At 71.1% G+C, this 21,238-nt stretch carries 21 protein-coding genes; 12 read left to right on the forward strand and 9 right to left on the reverse strand.

Annotated features, from left to right (window positions below; translation table 11 throughout):
* The first annotated feature begins 24 nt into the window (after positions 1–24).
* Entirely contained in the window at positions 25–714 is a 690-nt protein-coding gene (locus B1H29_RS27450; RefSeq protein ID WP_055416392.1) for a DUF899 domain-containing protein, read from the forward strand.
* A 155-nt stretch (positions 715–869) separates the two neighbouring features.
* The gene (locus tag B1H29_RS27455; protein ID WP_055416391.1) at positions 870–1,052 is read left to right on the forward strand and encodes a hypothetical protein; all 183 of its coding nucleotides are present in this window, start codon (positions 870–872) and stop codon (positions 1,050–1,052) included.
* Between the two features lie 320 nt (positions 1,053–1,372).
* Here B1H29_RS27455 and B1H29_RS27460 read toward each other — a convergent pair whose 3' ends face one another.
* Positions 1,373–1,819 carry a hypothetical protein gene (locus B1H29_RS27460; protein WP_055416390.1) on the reverse strand — a complete coding sequence of 149 codons (447 nt, stop codon included), beginning with the start codon at positions 1,817–1,819 and terminating at the stop codon, positions 1,373–1,375.
* Positions 1,816–2,457 (reverse strand): ATP-binding protein, encoded by a 642-nt coding sequence (locus B1H29_RS27465; RefSeq protein WP_055416389.1) that lies wholly within the window; start codon positions 2,455–2,457, stop codon positions 1,816–1,818. Before B1H29_RS27465 ends, B1H29_RS27460 begins: the two co-directional genes overlap by 4 nt.
* Before the next feature lie 222 nt (positions 2,458–2,679).
* Between B1H29_RS27465 and B1H29_RS27470 the strand changes: the two genes are divergently transcribed.
* Positions 2,680–3,540 carry a helix-turn-helix domain-containing protein gene (locus tag B1H29_RS27470; protein WP_055416388.1) on the forward strand — a complete coding sequence of 287 codons (861 nt, stop codon included), beginning with the start codon at positions 2,680–2,682 and terminating at the stop codon, positions 3,538–3,540.
* On the forward strand, positions 3,541–3,831 hold the full coding sequence (locus tag B1H29_RS27475) for a DUF397 domain-containing protein (RefSeq protein ID WP_055416387.1): 291 nt from the start codon (positions 3,541–3,543) through the stop codon (positions 3,829–3,831).
* Between the two features lie 217 nt (positions 3,832–4,048).
* On the opposite strand, the gene B1H29_RS27480 is transcribed toward B1H29_RS27475, so the two are convergent.
* Both B1H29_RS27480 and B1H29_RS27485 read right to left on the reverse strand, forming a co-directional pair.
* Positions 4,049–5,539, reverse strand: a complete 1,491-nt coding sequence (locus B1H29_RS27480) for a glutamate synthase subunit beta (protein WP_055416386.1) — start codon at positions 5,537–5,539, stop codon at positions 4,049–4,051.
* Between the two features lie 144 nt (positions 5,540–5,683).
* Positions 5,684–6,160: a DUF1772 domain-containing protein gene (locus tag B1H29_RS27485; protein ID WP_055416385.1), complete on the reverse strand. Its 477-nt coding sequence runs from the start codon at positions 6,158–6,160 to the stop codon at positions 5,684–5,686.
* 163 nt (positions 6,161–6,323) lie between these two features.
* Here B1H29_RS27485 and B1H29_RS27490 point away from each other — a divergent pair, with 163 nt between their 5' ends.
* Positions 6,324–6,956, forward strand: a complete 633-nt coding sequence (locus B1H29_RS27490) for a hypothetical protein (RefSeq protein ID WP_055416384.1) — start codon at positions 6,324–6,326, stop codon at positions 6,954–6,956.
* Positions 6,957–7,228: 272 nt separating this feature from the next.
* On the opposite strand, the gene B1H29_RS27495 is transcribed toward B1H29_RS27490, so the two are convergent.
* Entirely contained in the window at positions 7,229–8,356 is a 1,128-nt protein-coding gene (locus tag B1H29_RS27495; protein WP_055416383.1) for a magnesium and cobalt transport protein CorA, read from the reverse strand.
* Positions 8,357–8,625: 269 nt separating this feature from the next.
* Here B1H29_RS27495 and B1H29_RS27500 point away from each other — a divergent pair, with 269 nt between their 5' ends.
* Positions 8,626–9,420, forward strand: a complete 795-nt coding sequence (locus B1H29_RS27500) for a methyltransferase domain-containing protein (RefSeq protein ID WP_055416382.1) — start codon at positions 8,626–8,628, stop codon at positions 9,418–9,420.
* A gap of 321 nt (positions 9,421–9,741) precedes the next feature.
* Here the strand turns inward: B1H29_RS27500 and B1H29_RS27505 are convergent, their stop codons facing one another.
* Positions 9,742–10,659 carry a carbohydrate kinase family protein gene (locus tag B1H29_RS27505; protein ID WP_079160501.1) on the reverse strand — a complete coding sequence of 306 codons (918 nt, stop codon included), beginning with the start codon at positions 10,657–10,659 and terminating at the stop codon, positions 9,742–9,744.
* Positions 10,656–11,564 (reverse strand): pseudouridine-5'-phosphate glycosidase, encoded by a 909-nt coding sequence (locus B1H29_RS27510; protein ID WP_055416380.1) that lies wholly within the window; start codon positions 11,562–11,564, stop codon positions 10,656–10,658. Before B1H29_RS27510 ends, B1H29_RS27505 begins: the two co-directional genes overlap by 4 nt.
* A 120-nt stretch (positions 11,565–11,684) precedes the next feature.
* On the opposite strand from B1H29_RS27510, the gene B1H29_RS27515 reads away from it, so the two are divergent.
* The gene (locus tag B1H29_RS27515) at positions 11,685–12,113 is read left to right on the forward strand and encodes a VOC family protein (RefSeq protein ID WP_055417678.1); all 429 of its coding nucleotides are present in this window, start codon (positions 11,685–11,687) and stop codon (positions 12,111–12,113) included.
* Between the two features lie 30 nt (positions 12,114–12,143).
* Here B1H29_RS27515 and B1H29_RS27520 read toward each other — a convergent pair whose 3' ends face one another.
* Both B1H29_RS27520 and B1H29_RS27525 read right to left on the reverse strand, forming a co-directional pair.
* Positions 12,144–12,698: a methylated-DNA--[protein]-cysteine S-methyltransferase gene (locus B1H29_RS27520; RefSeq protein WP_055416379.1), complete on the reverse strand. Its 555-nt coding sequence runs from the start codon at positions 12,696–12,698 to the stop codon at positions 12,144–12,146.
* Between the two features lie 78 nt (positions 12,699–12,776).
* The gene (locus B1H29_RS27525) at positions 12,777–13,670 is read right to left on the reverse strand and encodes a glycerophosphodiester phosphodiesterase (protein ID WP_055416378.1); all 894 of its coding nucleotides are present in this window, start codon (positions 13,668–13,670) and stop codon (positions 12,777–12,779) included.
* 291 nt (positions 13,671–13,961) lie between these two features.
* Between B1H29_RS27525 and B1H29_RS27530 the strand changes: the two genes are divergently transcribed.
* The 5 genes from B1H29_RS27530 (at position 13,962) to B1H29_RS27550 (ending at position 21,141) form a co-directional block, all read left to right on the forward strand.
* Complete coding sequence (locus tag B1H29_RS27530) at positions 13,962–14,840, forward strand: MHYT domain-containing protein (protein WP_055417677.1); 879 nt, start codon at positions 13,962–13,964, stop codon at positions 14,838–14,840.
* Positions 14,841–14,880: 40 nt separating this feature from the next.
* Entirely contained in the window at positions 14,881–17,025 is a 2,145-nt protein-coding gene (gene uvrB / locus B1H29_RS27535) for an excinuclease ABC subunit UvrB (RefSeq protein WP_055416377.1), read from the forward strand.
* A gap of 141 nt (positions 17,026–17,166) precedes the next feature.
* A complete protein-coding gene (locus B1H29_RS27540; protein ID WP_055416376.1) occupies positions 17,167–17,745 on the forward strand; it encodes a TerD family protein in 579 nt (192 codons plus the stop codon).
* Positions 17,746–17,841: 96 nt separating this feature from the next.
* Entirely contained in the window at positions 17,842–19,884 is a 2,043-nt protein-coding gene (locus B1H29_RS27545) for a TerD family protein (protein WP_055416375.1), read from the forward strand.
* Positions 19,885–20,139: 255 nt separating this feature from the next.
* Positions 20,140–21,141 carry a TerC/Alx family metal homeostasis membrane protein gene (locus B1H29_RS27550; RefSeq protein WP_055416374.1) on the forward strand — a complete coding sequence of 334 codons (1,002 nt, stop codon included), beginning with the start codon at positions 20,140–20,142 and terminating at the stop codon, positions 21,139–21,141.
* The last annotated feature ends 97 nt before the right edge of the window (positions 21,142–21,238 follow it).

Below are 21,238 nucleotides of genomic sequence, written 5' to 3' on the forward strand. Positions count from 1 at the left end.
GTCGCACAGGAGGAGCTGAATTCCATGTCGTTGCCCGAGATCGTCACCCGCGCGGACTGGCGCGCGGCGCGCGAGGCCCTGCTGACCAAGGAGAAGGCGGCCACCCGCGCGCGTGACGCGCTCAACGCCGAGCGGCGCGGGCTGCCCATGGTGGAGGTCGACAAGGAGTACGTGTTCGAGGGCGGCGACGGCAAGGCCACGCTGCTGGACCTCTTCGAGGGACGCGACCAGCTCGTCGTCTACCACTTCATGTTCGCGCCCGAGTGGGACGCCGGCTGCCGCAGTTGTTCGGCGTTCCTGGACCAGATCGGGCATCTCGCGCACCTGAGGGCGCGCGGTACGTCGTTCGCGGCCGTGTCCCGGGCGCCGTACCCGAGGCTCCTGCCGTTCAAGGCGCGGATGGGCTGGACGCTGCCCTGGTACTCGTCGTACGTCAGCGACTTCAACACCGACTTCGAGGTGACCCTCGAACACGAGGGCGAGCTGGTCGAGCGGCCGGGACTGAGCTGCTTCCTGCGGGAGCGCGACCGGGTCTTCCACACCTACTCGACGTACGAGCGAGGCCTCGACGGACTCGGCTCCGCCACCAGCCTGCTCGACCTGACCGCCCTCGGCCGGCGGGAGCAGTGGGAGAAACCCGAGGGGCGCGCGTCGACTCTGGGTGCGCCTGCGGGAAGCGAGAGGCTCCGCTACCACGACGAGTACGAGGACTGACACACGCCGTCACGAAGAAGGCCGAACGGCTGAGACGCCGATCACACTTTACGGTGAACGAGTGTCAACTATGTCTCAGTACCATCACCCCACGAGGCGATCGCTCCATGGTTGGCGTTTAACTCTACGAGTACAGCGCTACATGGAGGTGCAGGGTGAACGGGCGAACGGTGCTCGAACGCTTTCCCGCCGGCGGACCGCGTGGATCCTGGCCGGCGGAGGAGTTCGCTCACGCGCGGCGTCTGGAGGGCCTGCCCGCCGAGGTCGTCATGGACCTCGCCACGGACATGTTCCTGGTCATCGTCCGGGCCGGCGCCGCCGGTGATGCCGCCGCCTGACGCGCGGCGCGGCGCCGAGGCCGGCCCGCCTTCCTGGCGGGCGCCGGCGCCCCGGTGAGCTGTCCCGCCCGCACGGGGAGCGGCTCCGCGCGGACCCCGTCGGCGGCCGGCAGCTCGTCCGGTGCCCCGGACTCCGGGAGCCGACCCTGTCGAGTGCGCGCACCGGGTCGGCGTGGCGCACGGCGGCCTGCCGGTGAGTGATCAGTGCGACCGTCTGCCCGTGTCTTTCCGTCTGTCCGTCGTCGGCCTGGCCGCGGGGCCGGGGAAGTGAGGCGGGGCCGGGGAAGTGAGGCGCTGGGAGAGGGAGAGTGCGGCGGCGCTTACGCGCTCACGGGCCGCGACCATGTCGGCGTCGTGTCCGTCAGCCGGCACAGTGCCAGGTAGAGCGGGATGGGCGGGGTGTAGGGGACCGTGCCGTCCGGGCGGTGGATGAGGCCGGGGGCGTGCGGGGCGTCGGGGACGACCGCACCGGTGGCGTAGCGCGCGGGCGCGGGCCATTCGAGGGCGTAGTCGGAGTCGGACGGGACCATCCACCACCAGTGCGCCTCGTCGGCGTAGACGCACCCGACGCGCGGCAGCCGGGGCAGCACCAAGGGACCGAAACGGGCGGGCACCGCGACCGCGTCGCAGCCCAGCGGCGCCGTCATGCCGTCCGGCACCGGCAGCCGCCGGGGCGTCCCGGGGAGTGCCCCGGGGGTGGTCAGCCCGCGCTGGAGGCGGACCAGGGTGTCCAGGCCGAGCGGTCGGATGCCGGACGCAGTGCTCATAGCCATTCGGTCCCCGTTCCGCGGCGCGCCTCTCGACGGCGTCCCTCCGCCTCGCCCTCGTCACCCGTGCCGTCGGCGGGGCCGGGCTTCGGGCGGGCGCCCCAGCCCAGGTCGTTGTGGGGCTCCGACGGGTCGCGCGGTCCGTCGGCCTTGCGTGGCAGCTCGGCCCAGACCAGCAGGCCGGGGCCGTGCTCGTGGGCGCCCCAGGCATCGCACAGGGCGTCGACGAGGAGGAGTCCCCTGCCGTGCTCGTCCTCGGGCTGCTGATCGGCCGAGGGGTGGGGCTGGCCGGGGGCGCAACCCTCGTCCCGCACGGCTATGCGGACCAGGTCGGTGCCGTCGTGCAGCTCGCACACTATGTGTCTGCTCGCGGTGTGCACGATCGCGTTGGTCACCAGCTCGGAGACGACCAGGGCCGCGGTGTCGCAGGTGTCCTCGCACACCGACCAGCCGTTCAGCCGGGCCCGTGTCAGGCGTCTGGCCTGTGCGGGAGAACCCGGGTGTGCGGCCAGCTCGAAACGGAACCGGCGCTCGGCAGCGGCGGCCCCCGAAAGGCCGGCTCCCATGGCGGCACCGAGGCCCAGGGAGCCCGCGGCGGCGTCTGTTCCTAAGGGCGCGGACGGAATCACGCTTGCCACTATCGCCCCGCCGTGAACACTTGGCAAGAGTCACTCTGAAAAATGCAGAGTGCTGTGTGACGGACTGGACGGCCGTGGCACACTGCACGCAACAGCACGTCGAGCGGCGCCAATTCGGACCACCGAAGGCATTCAGGGCTTTCGAACAGGTCTTCGAATGGCGCCGTAGGGCTGTCCGCGCAGAGGCACAGGAATTCTTCGGGACTCTTCAGGAGGTGGGCGGTGAGCGAGCCGCGGTCCGCGCCGACGGTCGGCCAGGTCGTCCTCGGCCGGCGCCTGCTGGACCTGCGGGAACGCGCCGGTCTCAAGCGCGAGGAAGCCGCCCGTATCCTGCGTGTCGCCCCCGCCACGGTCCGCCGCATGGAGATGGCCGAGGTCGCCCTCAAGATCCCGTACCTCCAGCTCCTGCTGAAGGCCTACGGCATCGGCGACGAGGAGGCCGACGCCTTCGTCAAGCTGGCCGAGGACGCCAACCAGCCCGGGTGGTGGCAGCGCTTCCACGACATCCTGCCGGGCTGGTTCTCCATGTACGTCAGCCTGGAGGGCGCGGCGTCCCTGATCCGCTCCTACGAGCCCCACTTCGTCCCCGGTGTGCTGCAGACCGAGGACTACGCACGCGGAGTGCTGCGCTCGGGAGCCATCGGCCAGACCCGGCCCGACGACATCGAGCGACACGTCGACCTGCGCATGCAGCGCCAGGAACTGCTGACCCGTAAGGACGCGCCCCGGCTGTGGGTTGTCATGGACGAGACCGCGCTGCGCCGCCCCGTCGGGGGCCCGGAGGTGATGCGTGCCCAGATCGACAGGCTGCTCGAGGCCACGAAGCTGCCCAATGTGACGCTGCAGGTCGCCCCGTTCTCCAACGGGCCGCACCCCGGCACGTACGGGCCCTTCGTGCTGTTCCGATTCGCCATGCCGGAACTGCCGGACATGGTCTACAGCGAGTACCTGACCGGCGCCGTCTACCTCGACGCGCGTGCCGAGGTGGCGGCCCACCTCGAGGTCATGGACCGCATGGCGGCGCAGGCCGCCACGGCACATCGCACGAAGGAGATCCTCCGGGATCTCCGCAAGGAGCTGTGAATGAATCGCATCAAACCCCAGCGCTCGCCACGGAACCGCGGCGAGCTGATCCACAACGAGCGGATCTATAACGGTATGCCCGCCCGCGAGCTGGGCAGCGAGGGCTGGCACAAGCCGTGGAGCGGCGGCAACGGGGGCAACTGCCTGGAGGCGATGAAGCTCGCCGACGGCCGGATCGCGGTACGGCAGTCCACCGACCCCGACGGACCCGCGCTGATCTACACCTCCGCCGAGATGACGGCCTTCATCGAGGGGGCCAAGGCGGGAGAGGCGGACTTCCTGCTCTCCTGAGACGTGCGCTGTGTTGATGCTTGTTCTTAAGCTGCTTGGCACTGAGTTGATCATCCGAACCGTCATTCGTCGCCCGTCTTCCTCGTCGGCCTCGACCGGGGCCCTGGTCCGTGATCCGCCAGTCGTGATCCTTCAGTCGTGATCCGTTTCAGTCGTGAATCGTCCGTCGTGATTCGTTCAGTCGTGATCCGGTCCACGGCCATGGCCGGTGGGGCGCTCAGGCCGTCATCGGCCGGTCGTACGGGCCGACCGGTGCCGGCAGCCGTGTGCTGCCGCCGGACAGGTGGCGGTCGACGGCCGCCGCCACCGCCCGTCCTTCCGCGATCGCCCACACGATGAGCGACTGCCCGCGCGCCGCGTCCCCGGCGGCGAACACCCCGGGGACGTTGGTCGCGAAGCCCCGGTCCCGGGCGATCGTGCCCCGGGGCTCCAGCTCCAGCCCCAGCCCTTCGACGGGACCGTCCTTCCGGTCGGGCCCGGAGAAGCCGAGGGCGAGGAGGACGAGGTCCGCGGGGAGTGACCGCTCGGTGCCGGGCAGCGCCCGGCGCCCGGCGTCCACCCCGACCAGACGCAGCGACCGCACATGCCCCTCCGAGTCGCCGGTGAACCGAAGCGTGGACGCCGCGAACAGCCGCGCGTCCGCGTCCGCCGCCGGCGCGGACCGCAGGTCGCGTGCCTCCTCGTGCGCGGCCGACAGCCGGTACAGCCGCGGATACGTCGGCCAGGGCTCGGCCGCTTCGTCGCGCGCCGTACCAGGCTGCGCGTAGATGTCCAACTGGGTCACGGACGCGGCCCCTTCCCGGACCGCGGTCCCCAGACAGTCCGCGCCCGTGTCGCCACCACCGACGATGACGACGTGCTGTCCGGCGGCGGACAGCGGGGAGCACGCCATGTCTCCCTCGCACACCCGGTTGGCCAGCGGCAGATACTCCATCGCCTGATGGACGCCGGCCAGTTCCCGGCCGGGCACTTCCAGTTCGCGCCACGCGGTCGCGCCGGTGGCGATCACCACCGCGTCGTAGCGGGCCCGCAACTCGCCGGCGGGCACGTCCCGCCCGACCGCGGTCGACGCACGGAACTTCGTCCCCTCGGCCCGCATCTGCTCGATGCGCCGCTCCAGGTGCCGCTTCTCCATCTTGAACTCGGGGATGCCGTACCGCATCAGCCCCCCGATCCGGTCGTCCCGCTCGTAGACCGCGACCGTGTGCCCGGCCCGGGTGAGCTGTTGCGCCGCCGCGAGCCCGGTGGGCCCCGAGCCGACCACCGCCACCGTCCGCCCGGAGAGCCGGTCCGGCGGTCGCGGCGGAGTGAAGCCCTCCTCCCAGGCCTTGTCGGCGATCGCGCACTCGACGTTCTTGATGGTGACGGCCGGCTGGTTGATGGCGAGCACACAACCCGCCTCGCACGGCGCCGGGCACAACCGGCCGGTGAACTCCGGGAAGTTGTTCGTGGCGTGCAGCCGCTCGCTCGCGGCCCTCCAGTCCGCTCGGGAGACCAGGTCGTTCCACTCCGGGATCAGGTTGCCGAGCGGGCAGGCTTCGTGGCAGAAGGGGACGCCGCAGTCCATGCAGCGGTCGGCCTGGGTGCCGATGATCGGCAACAGCGCCCCGGGGACGTGGACCTCCTGCCAGTCCCGGATCCGCTCCGCGGCCGGCCTGCGGGGCCACTCCTGGCGGGGTGTGGTCAGGAAACCCTTGGGATCGGCCATGGCCGTCTTCCTTGCGTGCGGGGTGGCAGGCCGTGCGTCGTGGGGTGTGGTTCTTCCGGCCCACGATACGTCCCGCCCGCCCCGCGCGCAGAGCGCCGGACGGCACCTCGCCCAGGGTGCCCGGCGGGTGGCGCCGCACGCCTCTCAGACGAGGGCCAGCACGTACGCCACCGTGGCCGCGGCCGAGGCGGCCGTCCGCACGTGGTTCCACGCCGTCCACTCGCGCACGTACGAGGGCCACCGGTCCGCCGCCGCGGTGCCCGGCTCCAGCCCGAGCAGCGCGGTGTTGCGCGGCACGTTGGCGGCCGCGGTCACCCCGAACGACCCGAACAGGAACAGCGCGCTGCCCAGCAGCAACTCCACCGCCGCCCCGTCCGGCCACAGCACGAACGTCACCACCGCGATCACCGCGGTCAGCACCGACGTCCCGAGGAAGACGAACATGAAGGCCGGCCGCACCGCGGCCGTGTTGATCGCGTTCATCGCGGCGACTCCCTGCGCGGGTGGCAGCGCCGCGAGCCCCCGCATGACGAAGGTCGAGAACGCGCAGAAGGCGCCGGCCGTCAGACCGGTCCCGAGCACACCCAGCACCGTCAGCACCAGGTACGGTCCGTCGATCATGTCGTGTCAGCTCCCGCCCGTCGCGTCGATGTCCGCTCGGCACCGTCGGCCATCGATCACCCCAAGTCAACCTCCGCGCGGGCACGGTGACCATGGCCGACCGGCGCGAGCGCATGCGCGAGCGTCCAGGCGGGCGGACCGGGGGCTGACGCATCATGGGCGGGTGCGATTGGAAGCGATCACCTGGGACAGGCTCGGCGACCTGCTCGCCGAGCGCCTGCTCGACCTCGAGCCCGCCGACGGCAGCGCCTGGCCGCGCGTCGCCTTCGACGGCGCCCCGGCAGCCCGCGCCGGGGACCTCGCCGAGCGGGTCTCCGGGGCGCTGCGCCTGCGCGGCCGGCCCTCCCTCGTCGTCGGGGCGGAGGGCTTCCTGCGGCCGGCCTCCCTCCGCCTCGAGTACGGGCACCACGACGCCGAGTCCTACTACGACGGCTGGCACGACACCGGCGCTCTGTGGCGCGAGGTCTTCGACCCCCTCGGGCCCGGCGGCGACGGGCGCGTTCTGCCCGATCTGTGGGACCCGGTCACCGACCGCGCCACCCGCAGCCCCTACGTCGCCCTCCCGCCCGGCGGCGCTCTGCTGCTGCACGGCCCCTTTCTGCTGCGTCATTGGTTCCCCCTCGATCTGAGCGTCCATCTGGTCCTCGGCCCCGGCGCACTGCGCCGCCGCACCCCCGAGGCCGAGCACTGGACCTTGCCCGCCTTCGAGCGCTACGAGGCGGAGGCCGATCCCTCCGGCACCGCCGACGTCCTGGTGCGCGCAGACGACCCACGGCACCCCGCGTGGAACGGTTGACACGCCCGGCGGCCGGCCGGTGCACCTCCGTGGGGATCCGCGGCACCGCCGAGCTCGTCCCGACGAGCGGAGGAGACTCCGGCACGAGCTCTCGCACAGGTACCTCGGCGCCGGCCCGCCCGCGGAGAAGGGCGAGGAGACCCCGTGTGATCGCCCGGGCCGTCCCGCGGAAGTCGTGGGCTACTCGGCCTGAGCTGCCTGAGCTGCCTGAGCTGCCTGAGCTGCCTGAGCTGCTTGAACTGCCTGAACTGCGTGAGCGGTCCGGCCGGTCGTCAGAGCCAGCCGCTGCGCCGGAAGCCCCGGTGCAGTGACAGGCAGGCGACGACTATCACGCCGATGACCAGGCCGTAGCCGTACCGCCAGCCCAGCTCGGGCATGTGGTCGAAGTTCATGCCGTACACCCCACAGACCATGGTGGGTACCGCGACGATCGCGGCCCAGGCGGTGATCTTGCGCATGTCCTCGTTCTGCGCGACCGTCACGCGGGCCAGGTGCGCCTGGAGGATGGAGTTCAGGAGTTCGTCGAACGCCGCGATCTGCTCCGTGGCCCGCAGCAGGTGGTCGGCGACATCGCGGAAATAGGCTTGTATCTCCGGCTCGACCACTCGGATCGGCCGGGTGGCCAGCTCCTCCAGTGGCCGGCCGAGCGGCACCACGGCCCGCCTCAGCTCGAGCAGTTCACGCTTGAGCTGATAGACCCGCCCCGGATCGACCCGCGCGCCGTGCTCCCCGAACACCTCCGTCTCGACATGGTCGATGTCCGCCTGGACCGCCTCGATGACGCTCAGGAACTCGTCCACCACGTGGTCCGCTATCGCGTGCAGTACAGCCGACGGCCCCTTGGCGAGCTGTGCGGGATCGGACTCCAGCCCTTCCCGCAACGGGCCCAGCGAGCCGTGCCGGCCGTGCCGCACGGTGATCACGAAGTCCTGGCCGACGAACACCATGATCTCGCCGGTGCTCACCACCTCGCTCGTGGCCGTGAGCTCCTCATGCTCCACGTAGCAGACCGTCTTGAACACGGCGAAGAGCGTCTCGCCGTACCGTTCCACCTTTGGACGCTGGTGGGCCTCGATCGCGTCCTCGACCGCCAGCGGGTGGAGATCGAAGGGGTCCGCGACGCCCGCGAACTCCTGATCGGTCGGCTCATGCAGGCCGAGCCAGACGAAACCCGCCCCGCGCTCCCGCATCCGCTCCACCGCGTCGACCGGATCGCCGCCCTGGGGAGTGCGGACACCGTCCCGGTAGGTCACGCAGTTCACGACCGAGGAACCCAGCGGGGAGCGGGCGGGATGGCTGAGGTCCACACGCGGGCGCCGCCGGGCCAGCCGTGCCACCCTGCGTAGGCCGCCGCCCCTTCCCAGGCCCGTGACCTTCCGTAGATTCCCTGCCATCGTCATCCGTGTCTCCTCGCGTGGGTCCCCTCGCGCCGTGCTTCCCGCGCCGTGGCCAGCCAGTCTGCCAGGCCTGCGTGAACCGCGGACGGGCCTGTGGAAACGGCGCGTTCCGCTTTGCTCCCGGCTGTGGACAGAGCGTTCGGACGTGGGCGTGGACGTGGCGTGGACGTCGGCCTCGGCGTGGACGCCACCTCGGCCAGGCGGTCCCGAGGGGCCGTCACACCGGAGCGTCGACCGCTTCCGGCAAGCCGGACAACTGGGATGATCGACGCATGACGCGAACCGACGGATATCTCCTCGACAACCGGCAGGCCGAGGCGGCGGAGCGCTTCGACGCATTCGCCACCCTCTTCGATCCCACGACGTTCCGGCACCTCCAAGCACTCGGCGCCGGACCCGGCTGGCGCTGCTGGGAGGTCGGGGCCGGAGGCACCTCCGTGGTGTCCTGGCTGGCCAAGAGGGTGGGGCCGACCGGCAGGGTCCTCGCGACCGACATCGACACCTCTCGGGTCGCTCCGGCCGGCCGGCCTCCGGTCGAGGTGCGCGTGCACGACGTGGGCGCCGAGGAACCGCCGGGGGAGGGCTTCGACCTGGTGCACGCCCGGCTCGTGCTCGTCCACGTCCCGGACCGGGAAAGGGCGTTGCGGTCGATGGTCAAGGCCCTGCGTCCCGGTGGCCGCCTCCTGGTCGAGGACGCCGATCCCGCCCTGCAGCCGCTGCTCTGTCCCGACGAGCACGGTCCCGAGCAGGAGCTGGCGAACCGGCTGCGCCACGGCTTCCGCCAGCTCCTGGCCCGTCGCGGTGCGGACCTCTCCTACGGCCGCCATCTCCCGCGCCTGCTCCGACAGGCCGGGCTGCGCCGCGTGGAGGCCGATGCCTACTTCCCGGTCACCTCACCAGCGTGCGCCGCACTGGAGTCGGCGACGGTCCGCCAGGTCCGCGACCAACTGGTCGCCGCAGGGGTGGCCACCCACGAGGACATCGAGCACCACCTCGCGAACGTCGCCTCGGGCGGCATGGACCTCGCGACGGCTCCCATGATCTCGGCGTGGGGACGCAAGGCGTAGGGCAGTGGGGGTCCGGGCAGCCCGGACGCCTCGCCTCCGGCCGACACATGGCGCAAGGCACCTGGCGTCGTTCCGCCCCGGCGGGCGCGGCACGGCCCGGTCGACTGTGCCTGGCGCTCCGTGGTCCGTGCTCCGTGCTCCATGCCTAGTGCCCGTGCTCCGTGCCGAGGGCGGCGACACCGGCCACGGCGGATGCCTGACCCATCGCCGGACAGCGCTTCCTCCCACTCCGACACCTACCGACGGACGTACCGGCCGGCCACGTACCGACCGACGTACCGGCCGGCCGACGTACCTATCGACCGACAGACCGGCCGACCGTCAGTCCGTTCCGCATGGAGGCCTTCCGCCCACCCGTTCGACGGCCCGCGCTCCCGCCCGGCACCCCGTGACCGTGGCCTCCTCGGGCTCCGCGCCCGCGAGCAGTGCGGCGAGGAACGCGCCGGTGAAGGCATCACCGGCGCCCGTACTGTCCCGCGGCGACGCCGGGGCGCCGGGGACACGCGCGCACACGGTGCCGGACCTGGCCACCATGGCCCCCTCCGCTCCCAGCTTGGTGATCACCAGCGGGACGTGCCGGCTCAGTTTCGCCGCCGCGTCGGCCGCGTCCGGCAGTCCGGTGAGCAGGCACGCCTCGTCCCGGCTGGGCAGCAGCACGTCCACTCCCTCGACCAGTGCCAGGAAACGGTCGACGCCCAGCTCGGTGAGGAACCCGGCCGATGCCGGATCCAGGCTGACCGGCACCCCGCGCGCGCGTGCCGCGGCCAGGGCGACCGGCACCAGAGCACGGCCCGGCTCCGAGAACAGGAGGTAGCCCGACAGGTGCAGCCGGGCCACGCCGTCGAGCAGCGTGTCCGACCAGTCGCCGGGACCGAGCCGCAGCGACGCCCCGCTGTCCGTCAGGAACGTCCGCTCGGCCGAGTCGCGCGTGTCGACCAGGCAGATGACCGTCCCCGTCGGAGCCGCCGCGTCGACGATCAGAAGAGGACGTACCCCACAGGCCACCAGTTCCCGCTCGTGCCAGGCCGCCGCGTCGGCGCCGACCCGCCCCAGTAGCCGTACGTCCCGGCTCTCTCCGTACGCGGCCCAGCAGGCCACGTTGGCACCCGCCCCGCCGGGCAGTCGGCGGATCGAGGCGGCCGTGTCCGTGCCGGAGGCCAGCGGCCCCCGGTGCCGGGCGACGACGTCCGTGACGACGTCCCCGACGACCAGCAGCGCGCCGCCCGGCCCCGCGGTCATGCCCCGGCCCAGGCCGCCGCGACGCGTGCCGCCAGCCGCACGTTTCCGCGCACCGCCGCCAGGTTGGCGCTCAGCGAGGCCCCGTCGGTGTGCCGTACCAGGTAGTCCAGCAGGAACGGCGTGACCGCCTGACCCGTGACCCCCTCCACCTCGCAGGCGTGCAGCGCGTCGGCGAGCACCCGCGCGTGCAGTGCGGGATCGAGTTGCTCCTCCTCGGGGACGGGATTGGCGACCACGAGCGCGGACCGCGGCCCACCGAGCGCGTCCTGCGCCCGCATGGCCGCCGCCACCTGCTCCGGGGTGCCCAGCGACCAGTCCACCGGATGCCCCGAGTCGGACAGGTAGAAGCCGGGGAAGCGGTCCGTACCGTACCCGGCCACCGGGATGCCCAGCGTCTCGAGCCGCTGCAGGGTCGCCGGCACGTCCAGGATGGACTTCACACCCGCGCAGACCACCGTGATGCGGGTGCGCGCCAGCAGGCCGAGGTCGGCCGACTCATCCTGCGTCACCGTCCACTCCCGGTGCACGCCGCCGAGCCCCCCGGTAGCGAACACCCGGACGCCCGCCAGGGCCGCCAGCAGGGCGGTCGCCGACACGGTGGTCGCCCCGCTCGCTCCGGCGGCCACCGCGAGCGGCAGGTCCCGGTGGCCCAGCTTGCGGATGCCGTCCTCGTTCGCGACCCGCTCGAGCTGCTCCTTGTCCAGGCCGACATGAGGCCGCCCGTCCAGTACGGCGATGGTCGCCGGTATGGCGCCCTCCTGCCGTACGGCCTCCTCCAGCTCCCGCGCCACCAGCAGGTTGCGTGGGCGCGGCAGCCCGTGCGCGATGATCGTGGACTCCAGCGCCACCACGGGGTGACGCGCGTCGATCGCCGCCCGTACCTCTTCCGACACCATCAGCATCACGCGCCTGCCTCCCGTCCGTCGGTTCTCCCTCATCTCTGGCGGGCAGGGGACCGGGCCAAACCCCCGCGTGTCCCGGCGGGAGTCTTGCGGCCCGCCGGGGAGACCACGAACCTGGAGACCATGACGGATAACACGACACGTCTCGACCATGTCGTCCTTTGGGTGCGCGACCCGGTCGCCGCCGCCGATTTCTACGAGAAGACGCTGGGGACGGAGCCCCTGCGGGTCACCGAGTACGCCGCCGGGACCGTGAGCTTCCCCTCCGTGCGCCTCAACGAAGAGACCATTCTCGATCTGGCGCCGCACTCCCTGGCCGAACGCATGCGGGTCGTCCCCGGCGCCGACGGCAGTGCGGGCCACCCCGTCAACCACATCTGCCTTTCCCTGTCACCGGACGACTTCGAGGCGCTGCGCGCCCGGCTGGAAGAACGGGCCATTCCGGTCTCGGAACTCTCGTACGACTCCTTCGGCGCCCGGGGCCTGGCCCGGCGCAGCTTCTACTTCGGCGACCCGGACGGCAACATCATCGAGGCACGGCACTATGAGTAGCCCGCGCCGGGCACCCGGGCGGCCGGCCTCTCAGAACAGCGGCTCGGGCAGCACGCCCTCCAGAGCGAGCAACTGCCGCTTGGTGTCCACGCCGCCCCCGAACCCGCCGATGCCGCCGTCCCTCTCGACGACCCGGTGGCACGGCACGACGACCGGCAGCGGATTGGCCCCCATCGCCGTGCCCACCGCCTGGGCGGCGCCCGGCTGGCCGACCCGGCCGGCGAGGTCGCCGTAGCCGACGACCGAGCCGTAGGGGACGCCTGTCGCCAGCTCGCGCAGCACCTCCCGGTTGAAGCCCGAGATCAGGGACCAGTCCAGCGGCAGGTCGAAGTCACGGCGCCGACCCGAGAAGTACGCCTCCACCTGCCGTATCGCCTCGGCCAGCAGCGGAGAGCCGGGCGCCTCGACGGGCTCCGTGCCCAGTTGGGCCGCGAGCCTTTCGAGCGCCCGGTCGCGCGCGGTGTCGGTGGCGTGGAACACGACGTTGACCAGACCGTAGCGGGTGGCGGCCAGCAGCAACGGGCCGATGCCGGTGTCGACGACGGTCCATACGACCCGCTGTTCGTACTGCCCATGGCTTTCCATGCGCCCACGGTACGGCCGGCCACTGACAACGCCGGGACAGCGGCGGACGGGGCCGCCCTCCGCCCGGGCGTCACGGGATCAACGGCCGGCCGAGTCCTCGTCCTCGCCGACGGCGTCCCGCACCACGTCGGGCCTGTTGGTGATGATGCCGTCGACGTCGTATCCGGCTACGCGGCGGGCGGTGTCCGCGTCGTCGACCGTCCAGGTGAGGACCTCCATCGGCCTGCCGTGCGGCCCCGTGAACGCGTGCACCGAGGAGACGTAACTCATCGACAGCGAGCCGTACGAGGGATTGATCTGGTCGGTGAACTCCGCGTACTCGGGCAGGTCCGACACCCGCGGTGTGCCGAGGAACCCGGTCTTGACGGCCGGCTTCAGCTCGTGAACGGTCCGGACGCTGTCCGCGCTGAAACTCTGCACGACCAGTCGGCCGGCCACGTGCCGCCGGTCGAGCCAGCCCTCATTGGCGAGAACCTTGAGGGTCTGCTGCTCGATGCCCGGGTATAGCTGGGGGTTCTTCAGCTCCAGCAGCAGCTTCTGGTGGTTGTGCTCCACGCGGTCCACGTACTGCTCCAGCGTCGGCACGCGCGCGCCCGCGTACTCGGACCCGAACCAGCTCCCCGCGTCCAGCCGTGCGATCTCCGCCGCGGTGAAGTCCTTCACCTTCCAGGGCGAGCGGTCGGGGAAGACCTCCTCCACGTCGGTCGTGCGCCGCAGACTGTCGTCGTGGAGGACGACGAGCTCGCCGTCCCTGGTGCGCTGGACGTCGTTCTCCACCCAGCGGATGCCCATCTCGGCCGCCTTGTCGACGGCGGCCAGCGTGTTCTCCGGCGCATACCCGGAGGCACCCCGGTGGGCGACGACCGAGGGCCCGTCGTCGCCGCTCAGAGGTGTCCCGGCGTGCGAGAGCGGAGTGAGCAGGGCTACTCCCAGGAGCGCGGTGGTCGTGACGGCAACTGCGCGCGCGTGCATGCGTACTCCTCACGTCGAGCGATCACGGACAGCACCACTGTGACATCAGAGAGTCAACGGGAGAGGGGTGCGGAATGGCCACAGGCTGAATAGAGTCGCTCAACTCCGCTCACCGGGGCCCCACAAGTGGGGCAAGGCCGTGATTCTTTGCCGGAGAATCGTTCGACCATTCCGGTGGGAGTCATACTCTCTGCGTCGACCCTGACCGTTCGCACGGTTCTGGGAGGGGGGCGCACATCAGGGAAATGCCGGCACATGACCGGGCGTAAGAAGGCGGAAGGGCAGCCGCACATGCAAGGCACGGTCGACGGATTCAACTACGGACTCGTGACACCGCTGGTGGCCTACCTCATGGCCTGCCTGGGCGGTGCCCTCGGTCTGCGCTGCACCACCAGATCCATGCGGGTCGCCCGGTCCTGGCGCCCCGGGTGGCTCGCCCTCGGCTCGGCGGCGATCGGCTCCGGCATCTGGACCATGCACTTCATCGCCATGATGGGGTTCACGATCGAACACACGCCGATCCGCTACGACTGGCTGATGACCTTCGCCAGCCTGGCCGTCGCCATCGTCATGGTGGGCGTCGGGGTCTTCATCGTCGGCTACCGGGGCGCCCGGGGGACCGCCTTGTTCACCGGCGGCACCATCACCGGCCTGGGCATCGCGTCGATGCACTACCTGGGTATGGCCGGGATGCGCCTGGACGGGCAGCTCACGTACAACACCTTCACCGTGGCCGTGTCCGTCGTCATAGCCATGGCCGCCGCCACCGCCGCCCTGTGGGCGGCCGGGCAGGTCCGGGGTTTCCTGTGGAGCGTGGGCGCCAGCCTGATCATGGGACTGGCCGTCACGGGCATGCACTACACGGGCATGGCCGCGCTCGAAGTCCATCTCCACGGCACGGCCGATCCCTCCACCGGAGGCTCGCCCGCGGAACTGCTCGCCCCCATGCTGATCGGTCCCCTGGCCTTCCTCCTCCTCGCCGGCGTCGTGGTGATGTTCGACCCGATGATGGTCATGGGGAGGCCCGCCGAACTCCCCGTCGAGCGGAAGCCGGGGATCCCGGCCCCTTCCCAGGCGCTGCGCACGGTGCGCCGCCCACCGCACCACCCGGCCCACCACACGCGCCGCCCGCTCGTGCACCGGCGCTCCCGAACCCCGCAGAACCGCTGATCCGGACCCGTTGTCAGTGCGGGGTCGTACGGTGGAACCCATGCGGCCCGTTTCCCAGATCGAACGCACGGTGGCGCCCTTCGAGGTCGTCAGCCCCTACCAGCCGAACGGTGACCAGCCGGCGGCCATCGCCGAGCTCGCCCGGCGCGTCCAAGCAGGCGAGAAGGACGTCGTCCTGCTCGGCGCGACCGGCACCGGCAAGTCCGCCACCACCGCGTGGATGATCGAGAAGCTCCAGCGCCCCACCCTCGTGATGGCGCCGAACAAGACACTGGCCGCGCAACTGGCGAACGAGTTCCGCGAACTGCTGCCGAACAACGCCGTCGAGTACTTCGTCTCGTACTACGACTACTACCAGCCCGAGGCCTACGTCCCGCAGTCGGACACCTACATCGAGAAGGACTCCTCGATCAACGAGGAGGTGGAGCGCCTGCGCCACTCCGCCACCAACTCGCTCCTCACCCGCCGTGACGTCGTCGTGGTCGCCTCCGTCTCCTGCATCTACGGCCTCGGCACCCCCCAGGAGTACGTGGACCGCATGGTCCCCCTCAGGGTGGGCGAGGAGCACGACCGGGACGAGCTGCTGCGTCGCTTCGTGGACATCCAGTACACGCGCAACGACATGGCCTTCGCCCGCGGCACCTTCCGGGTACGCGGTGACACCATCGAGATCTTCCCGGTCTACGAGGAGCTCGCCGTCCGCATCGAGATGTTCGGCGACGAGATCGAGGCCCTGTCCACGCTCCACCCGGTCACCGGCGAGATCGTCAGCGACGACCAGCAGCTCTACGTCTTCCCGGCCTCCCACTACGTCGCGGGCCCCGAGCGCCTGGAGCGGGCGGTCAACGACATCGAGAAGGAACTGGCGGAGCGCCTGACCGAGCTGGAGAAGCAGGGCAAGCTCCTGGAGGCCCAGCGACTGCGGATGCGCACGACGTACGACCTCGAGATGCTCCGCCAGATCGGCTCCTGCTCCGGCGTGGAGAACTACTCCATGCACTTCGACGGCCGCCTGCCCGGCTCCCCGCCGAACACCCTGCTGGACTACTTCCCGGACGACTTCCTGCTCGTCATCGACGAGTCGCACGTCACCGTGCCGCAGATCGGCGCCATGTACGAGGGCGACGCCTCCCGCAAGCGGACCCTGGTCGACCACGGCTTCCGGCTGCCCTCCGCCCTCGACAACCGTCCGCTGAAGTGGGAAGAGTTCCAGGGACGCATCGGGCAGACCGTGTACTTGTCGGCGACCCCGGGCGCCTACGAGCTCTCCCGTTCGGACGGCGCCGTGGAGCAGATCATCCGCCCCACCGGCCTCGTCGACCCGGAGGTCGTCGTCAAGCCGACCGAGGGCCAGATCGACGACCTGGTGCACGAGATCCGCAAGCGGACCGAGAAGGACGAGCGCGTGCTGGTCACCACGCTCACCAAGAAGATGGCCGAGGATCTCACCGACTACTTTCTGGAACTCGGCATCCAGGTCCGCTACCTGCACAGCGACGTCGACACGCTGCGCCGCGTCGAACTGCTGCGGGAGCTGCGCGCCGGCGAGTACGACGTCCTGGTCGGCATCAACCTGCTGAGGGAGGGCCTCGACCTGCCGGAGGTCTCCCTGGTGGCCATCCTCGACGCCGACAAGGAGGGCTTCCTGCGCTCCGGCACCTCCCTGATCCAGACCATCGGCCGCGCGGCGCGCAATGTCTCCGGCCAGGTTCACATGTACGCCGACAAGATCACGCCGGCGATGGAGAAGGCGATCGACGAGACCAACCGCCGCCGTGAGAAGCAGGTCGCGTTCAACAAGGCGAACGGCATCGACCCGCAGCCGCTCCGCAAGAAGATCAACGACATCGTCGCGCAGATCGCGCGCGAGGACGTCGACACCGAGCAACTGCTCGGCTCGGGCTACCGCCAGTCGAAGGACGGCAAGGGTGCGAAGGCTCCCGTGCCCGCCCTCGGCGGCCAGGCGACGGCCGGTGGCAAGACGGCCAAGGGCAAGGCCAAGGGCAGGGAGACCGTGCCGACCGACCGGCCCGCGGCGGAGCTCGCCGAACAGATCGAGGACCTCACCACCCGGATGCGCGCGGCCGCCGCGGACCTGCAGTTCGAGATCGCGGCCCGGCTGCGCGACGAGGTCTCCGAGATGAAGAAGGAACTGCGTCAGATGAAGGAGGCCGGTCTGGCCTGACGGCCCGCCCGGGCACGCGCTGTGTTGCAAGACCGACACAAAGTGCGGACCAGGGTAGGGCGCTGTCAGTGTCCCTGCGTAGGGTTCTGGTCAACCGCGGGGACCGCGGCAACAGGGGACAGTTCGAGAGGGGATCAGCGCGTGACCGTCAACATGACCAAGGGTCAGGCCATCAGTCTGCAGAAGAACGACGGCGGCAGCCTGACGTCGGTGCGCATGGGTCTCGGCTGGCAGGCGGCCCCCCGGCGTGGGCTGTTCGGCTCGCGCACCCGAGAGGTCGACCTGGACGCCTCCGCCGTCCTGTTCGCGGACAAGCAGCCGGTCGACGTCGTCTTCTTCCGCCACCTGGTGAGCGACGACGGCTCGGTGCGCCACACCGGGGACAACCTCGTCGGCGGTGTCGGCCAGGGCGGCGACGACGAGGCGATCCTCGTCGACCTGCAGCGCGTCCCGGTCCACATCGACCAGATCGTCTTCACCGTCAACTCCTTCACGGGTCAGACCTTCCAGGAAGTGCAGAACGCGTTCTGCCGCCTGGTCGACGAGACCAACGGCCAGGAGCTCGCCCGCTACACGCTGGCCGGCGGTGGCGCCTACACGGCCCAGATCATGGCGAAGGTGCACCGTGCGGGCCAGGGCTGGGCGATGACCGCCATCGGTTCCCCGGCCAACGGCCGCACCTTCCAGGACCTGATGCCGGCGATCCTGCCGGTCCTGTAGCAGGCCGGCACCAAACGGCCGGTCCCGCGAGCGGGACGGGCGGGCGCCGCGCGGCACATCACGAGTGACACAGGCGAGTGACACAGGGGGAAGGCGATGACGGCCGAGCTGACGCGGGGACAGAACCACCCGCTTCCCCGGGCCCGTCTCGAGATCCGGGTCTCGGCCGGCACACCGATCGTGGCCGGAGCCACGCTCGGCGACGAAAACGGCAAGGTCCACGGCGTCGAGTGGGTGGCCCATCCGGGTACGCCCGCCCTGCCGGGACTGGAGGTATCGCGGCAGGCCGCCGCCGACCATCGTCTCGCGGTGGACCTGGACGCCGTGCCGGACGCGGTGCACCGCGTCAGTGTGCTGCTCGCCCTGCCCGCCGGCGGGCAGGGTCCGGGCCGCTTCGGGGCTGTCGCCGCCCCCTTCGTCGCCGTCACGGGCCTCGACGGGGACGAGGTCGCCAGCTACACCATCACCGGTCTGGAAGCCGAGTCCGCCGTCGTCGCGCTGGAGCTCTACCGACGGCAGGGCGCCTGGAAGGTGCGCGCCGTCGGTCAGGGCTACGCGGGGGGCATCGCCGAACTCCTCACCGACCAGGACCTGCCCCAGGCCCACCAACTGGCCCAGAACATCCAGGAGGCGGTGGCCGGCGGACTGGCCCGTTCGGTACCGGCGCCCCCGGCCCGGACGGTGGACGGCAACCGCCCCCGGCAGGCCGCCACCCCGGCACACGGTCCGGACCACGGCGCAGCCGCACCCCAGGGCAGTACCGGCCCCGTGTCCCCGGCTTCCCCGTACGACACCCGGAGCGGGTCCGACCCGCAGCCGCCCGAGGCCCCCGGACAGCACGGCACGCAGCAGCCGTGCCCGGCCGGGCCGGGGGACTCCACCAGCGCCGGCCAGTCGTCCGCGCCCACCGGCGGCGGCCCGATCGACTACAGCCACCCGCGTCGGCAGAACGCGGCTCCGCCTCCGCCTCCACCGACCGCGCGCCCGGCCGGACCCGGGCAGCCCGCGCGGCCCGTCGCGGGCGACGCCACCGGGTGGTCCATGGAGGAGCGGCTCTACAACCAGGTGTGGGGCATGTTCGAGGACCTGGCCCGCACCACGGCCGCGTACCGCAGCGCCGTCGACTTCGCCGACTCGCGCATGGAGAAGGAACTCGACCAGGTCCTGTCCGACCCGCGCAGCCGGATCGGCGGTCAGGGAGAGGCCGCCCGGGAGGCGGCGCGCACCCGGCACGCCCAGCTCGTGTCCCAGGCCCGGGAAGTCCTGGACCGGGACGTCGCTCAGCTCGCCGCCGAGGCGGAGGTGGTCGAACCCGCCCTGCCGGCGGCCTTCGCGCGCTGGGACAACCCCGTCTGGCACGGCTACCGCGTGCCCATGGAGATTCCCATGGCCCTGCGGCTGGGCGATCTCCATCTCCCCGAGGCGGACCGCGTCAGCATCCCCCTGCTGGTCCGGCTGCCGCTGGAGCGCGGCCTGTGGATCGACAGCGGGCGTTCCGCCTCGCTCGACGGTTCGTTCGCCGACTCCCACGAGATGCGGCGCCTGGGCCTGGAGGCGGCGGTCGCGCACGCGGCCAGGCTGCTCGCCGTCTATCCGGCGGGCGAGTTCACCGTGCACGTCATCGACCCGGCCGGATCAGGCTCGCAGGCACTGGCACCACTGGTGCGGACCGGCGTGCTCGCGGCCCCGCCCGCGCTGGGGGCCGCCGGGACGGCGGACGTGCTGGCCCGTCTCACCCAGCGCGTCGACCTGGTGCAGATGGCGCTGCGCGGAGGCGCTCCCGACGCGCTTCCGCCCGGTCTCGACACGTCCCAGCAGCTCCTGATCGTCAACGACTTCCCGCACGGCTTCGATGACCGGGCGGTGAACCAACTGCGCTATCTCGCCGACGAGGGGCCCGCTGTGGGCGTCCACCTGATGATGGTCGCCGACCGCGAGGAGTCCGCCGGTTACGGGCCGCTGCTCGACCCCCTGTGGCGCGCGCTGCTTCGGCTGACGCCGGTGGCCGACGACCACCTCGCCGACCCGTGGGTCGGGCATGCCTGGACGTACGAGCCCTCGCTCGTGCCCCCCGGCAGCCAGGTGCTCCAACACGTGCTCACCCAGGTCGCCGCGGCCCGTCGTCCATGGGACCGGTGACCGCCTCCGAGCTGTGCTTTTGAGCTTAATTTGCAAATCTCTTTACCATCCCTTGGGGAATGGGGTACTGTCGTCCGTACGGAGGGGAGTACTCCCTGTCTGTGCGGCGTACCCGTCAATACGGATCAGGCCAGATCCCGGGGCGTCGGCCCGTGGGTTCCGAGCGCGTCACCGCGTCCCGGACCCGGGTGGAAGAGACCTCCGGCAGCGACGACGCTGACATCTGCCGTGTGACGTACTGCCGGAGGCGTAGTAGTGGAAGTTTCTGTGACCCTGTGGGTCCTGACCGTCGTGGGCCTTGCTGCCTTGATCGGTGCCGATTTCTTCATCGGCCGCAAGCCGCACGACGTATCGATCAAGGAAGCCGGGATCTGGACGGCCGTCTGGATCGCCCTCGCGGGCCTCTTCGGAATAGGCCTGTTCGTCTTCGGTGGCGGTCAGCCCGCCGGTGAGTTCTTCGCGGGCTACATCACCGAGAAGTCCCTGAGTGTGGACAACCTCTTCGTCTTCATCCTGATCATGGCGAAGTTCGCGGTGCCCACGCAGTACCAGCAGCGAGTGCTCCTCGTGGGCGTCCTCGTGGCACTGGTCCTCAGGACCATCTTCATCGCGGCTGGTGCCGCGATCATCGCCAACTTCTCCTGGGTCTTCTACATCTTCGGGGCCTTCCTCATCTACACCGCCTGGAAGCTCATCCAGGAGGCGCGGGCCGACGAGGAGGACGAGGAGTTCGAGGAGAACAAGCTGCTCAAGGCGGCCGAGCGCCGCTTCGGCGTCGCCGACCGCTATCACGGCACCAAGCTGTGGATCGAGGAGAACGGCAAGCGGGTCATGACCCCGATGCTGGTCGTGATGCTCGCGATCGGCACCACCGACGTGCTCTTCGCGCTCGACTCCATCCCGGCGATCTTCGGCCTGACCCAGGACCCGTACATCGTGTTCACGGCCAACGCGTTCGCCCTGATGGGTCTGCGGCAGTTGTACTTCCTCCTCGGCGGTCTGCTGAGGAAGCTGGTGCACCTCTCCTACGGCCTGTCGGTCATCCTGGGCTTCATCGGCATCAAGCTGGTGCTGCACGCCCTGCACGAGTCAGGTGTCCACGTCCCTGAGATCAGCATCCCGGTCTCGCTCGGTGTGATCTGCGGCGTCCTGATCGTCACCACGATCACCAGTCTCCGTGCCTCCAAGAAGCAGGCCGAGGCGGAAGCGGCGGTCTCCAAGGACGACGACGCTCCGAAGGACAGCGTCGAGGCCTGACCGCGTACGGCTCCGAGTCGGACGTCAGAGACCACCACCGGGAGCGGCGAGCGGCGAAGAGCCGCCCGCCGCTCCCGGCGTGTGCCACGGCCGGGGT

This window comes from Streptomyces pactum (genome assembly GCF_002005225.1).
In the GTDB taxonomy this organism is placed as follows: Bacteria; Actinomycetota; Actinomycetes; order Streptomycetales; family Streptomycetaceae; genus Streptomyces; species Streptomyces pactum_A.

Bases quoted from the DNA above. Each gene is read 5' to 3' on its own strand.
- B1H29_RS27450 (WP_055416392.1), top strand. From the start codon at position 25: ATGTCGTTGCCCGAGATCGTCACCCGCGCGGACTGGCGCGCGGCGCGC.
- B1H29_RS27460 (WP_055416390.1), bottom strand. From the start codon at position 1,819: ATGAGCACTGCGTCCGGCATCCGACCGCTCGGCCTGGACACCCTGGTC.
- B1H29_RS27475 (WP_055416387.1), top strand. From the start codon at position 3,541: ATGAATCGCATCAAACCCCAGCGCTCGCCACGGAACCGCGGCGAGCTG.
- B1H29_RS27480 (WP_055416386.1), bottom strand. From the start codon at position 5,539: ATGGCCGATCCCAAGGGTTTCCTGACCACACCCCGCCAGGAGTGGCCC.
- B1H29_RS27485 (WP_055416385.1), bottom strand. From the start codon at position 6,160: ATGATCGACGGACCGTACCTGGTGCTGACGGTGCTGGGTGTGCTCGGG.
- B1H29_RS27495 (WP_055416383.1), bottom strand. From the start codon at position 8,356: ATGACGATGGCAGGGAATCTACGGAAGGTCACGGGCCTGGGAAGGGGC.
- B1H29_RS27500 (WP_055416382.1), top strand. From the start codon at position 8,626: ATGACGCGAACCGACGGATATCTCCTCGACAACCGGCAGGCCGAGGCG.
- B1H29_RS27505 (WP_079160501.1), bottom strand. From the start codon at position 10,659: ATGACCGCGGGGCCGGGCGGCGCGCTGCTGGTCGTCGGGGACGTCGTC.
- B1H29_RS27515 (WP_055417678.1), top strand. From the start codon at position 11,685: ATGACGGATAACACGACACGTCTCGACCATGTCGTCCTTTGGGTGCGC.
- B1H29_RS27520 (WP_055416379.1), bottom strand. From the start codon at position 12,698: ATGGAAAGCCATGGGCAGTACGAACAGCGGGTCGTATGGACCGTCGTC.
- B1H29_RS27525 (WP_055416378.1), bottom strand. From the start codon at position 13,670: ATGCACGCGCGCGCAGTTGCCGTCACGACCACCGCGCTCCTGGGAGTA.
- B1H29_RS27530 (WP_055417677.1), top strand. From the start codon at position 13,962: ATGCAAGGCACGGTCGACGGATTCAACTACGGACTCGTGACACCGCTG.
- uvrB (WP_055416377.1), top strand. From the start codon at position 14,881: ATGCGGCCCGTTTCCCAGATCGAACGCACGGTGGCGCCCTTCGAGGTC.
- B1H29_RS27545 (WP_055416375.1), top strand. From the start codon at position 17,842: ATGACGGCCGAGCTGACGCGGGGACAGAACCACCCGCTTCCCCGGGCC.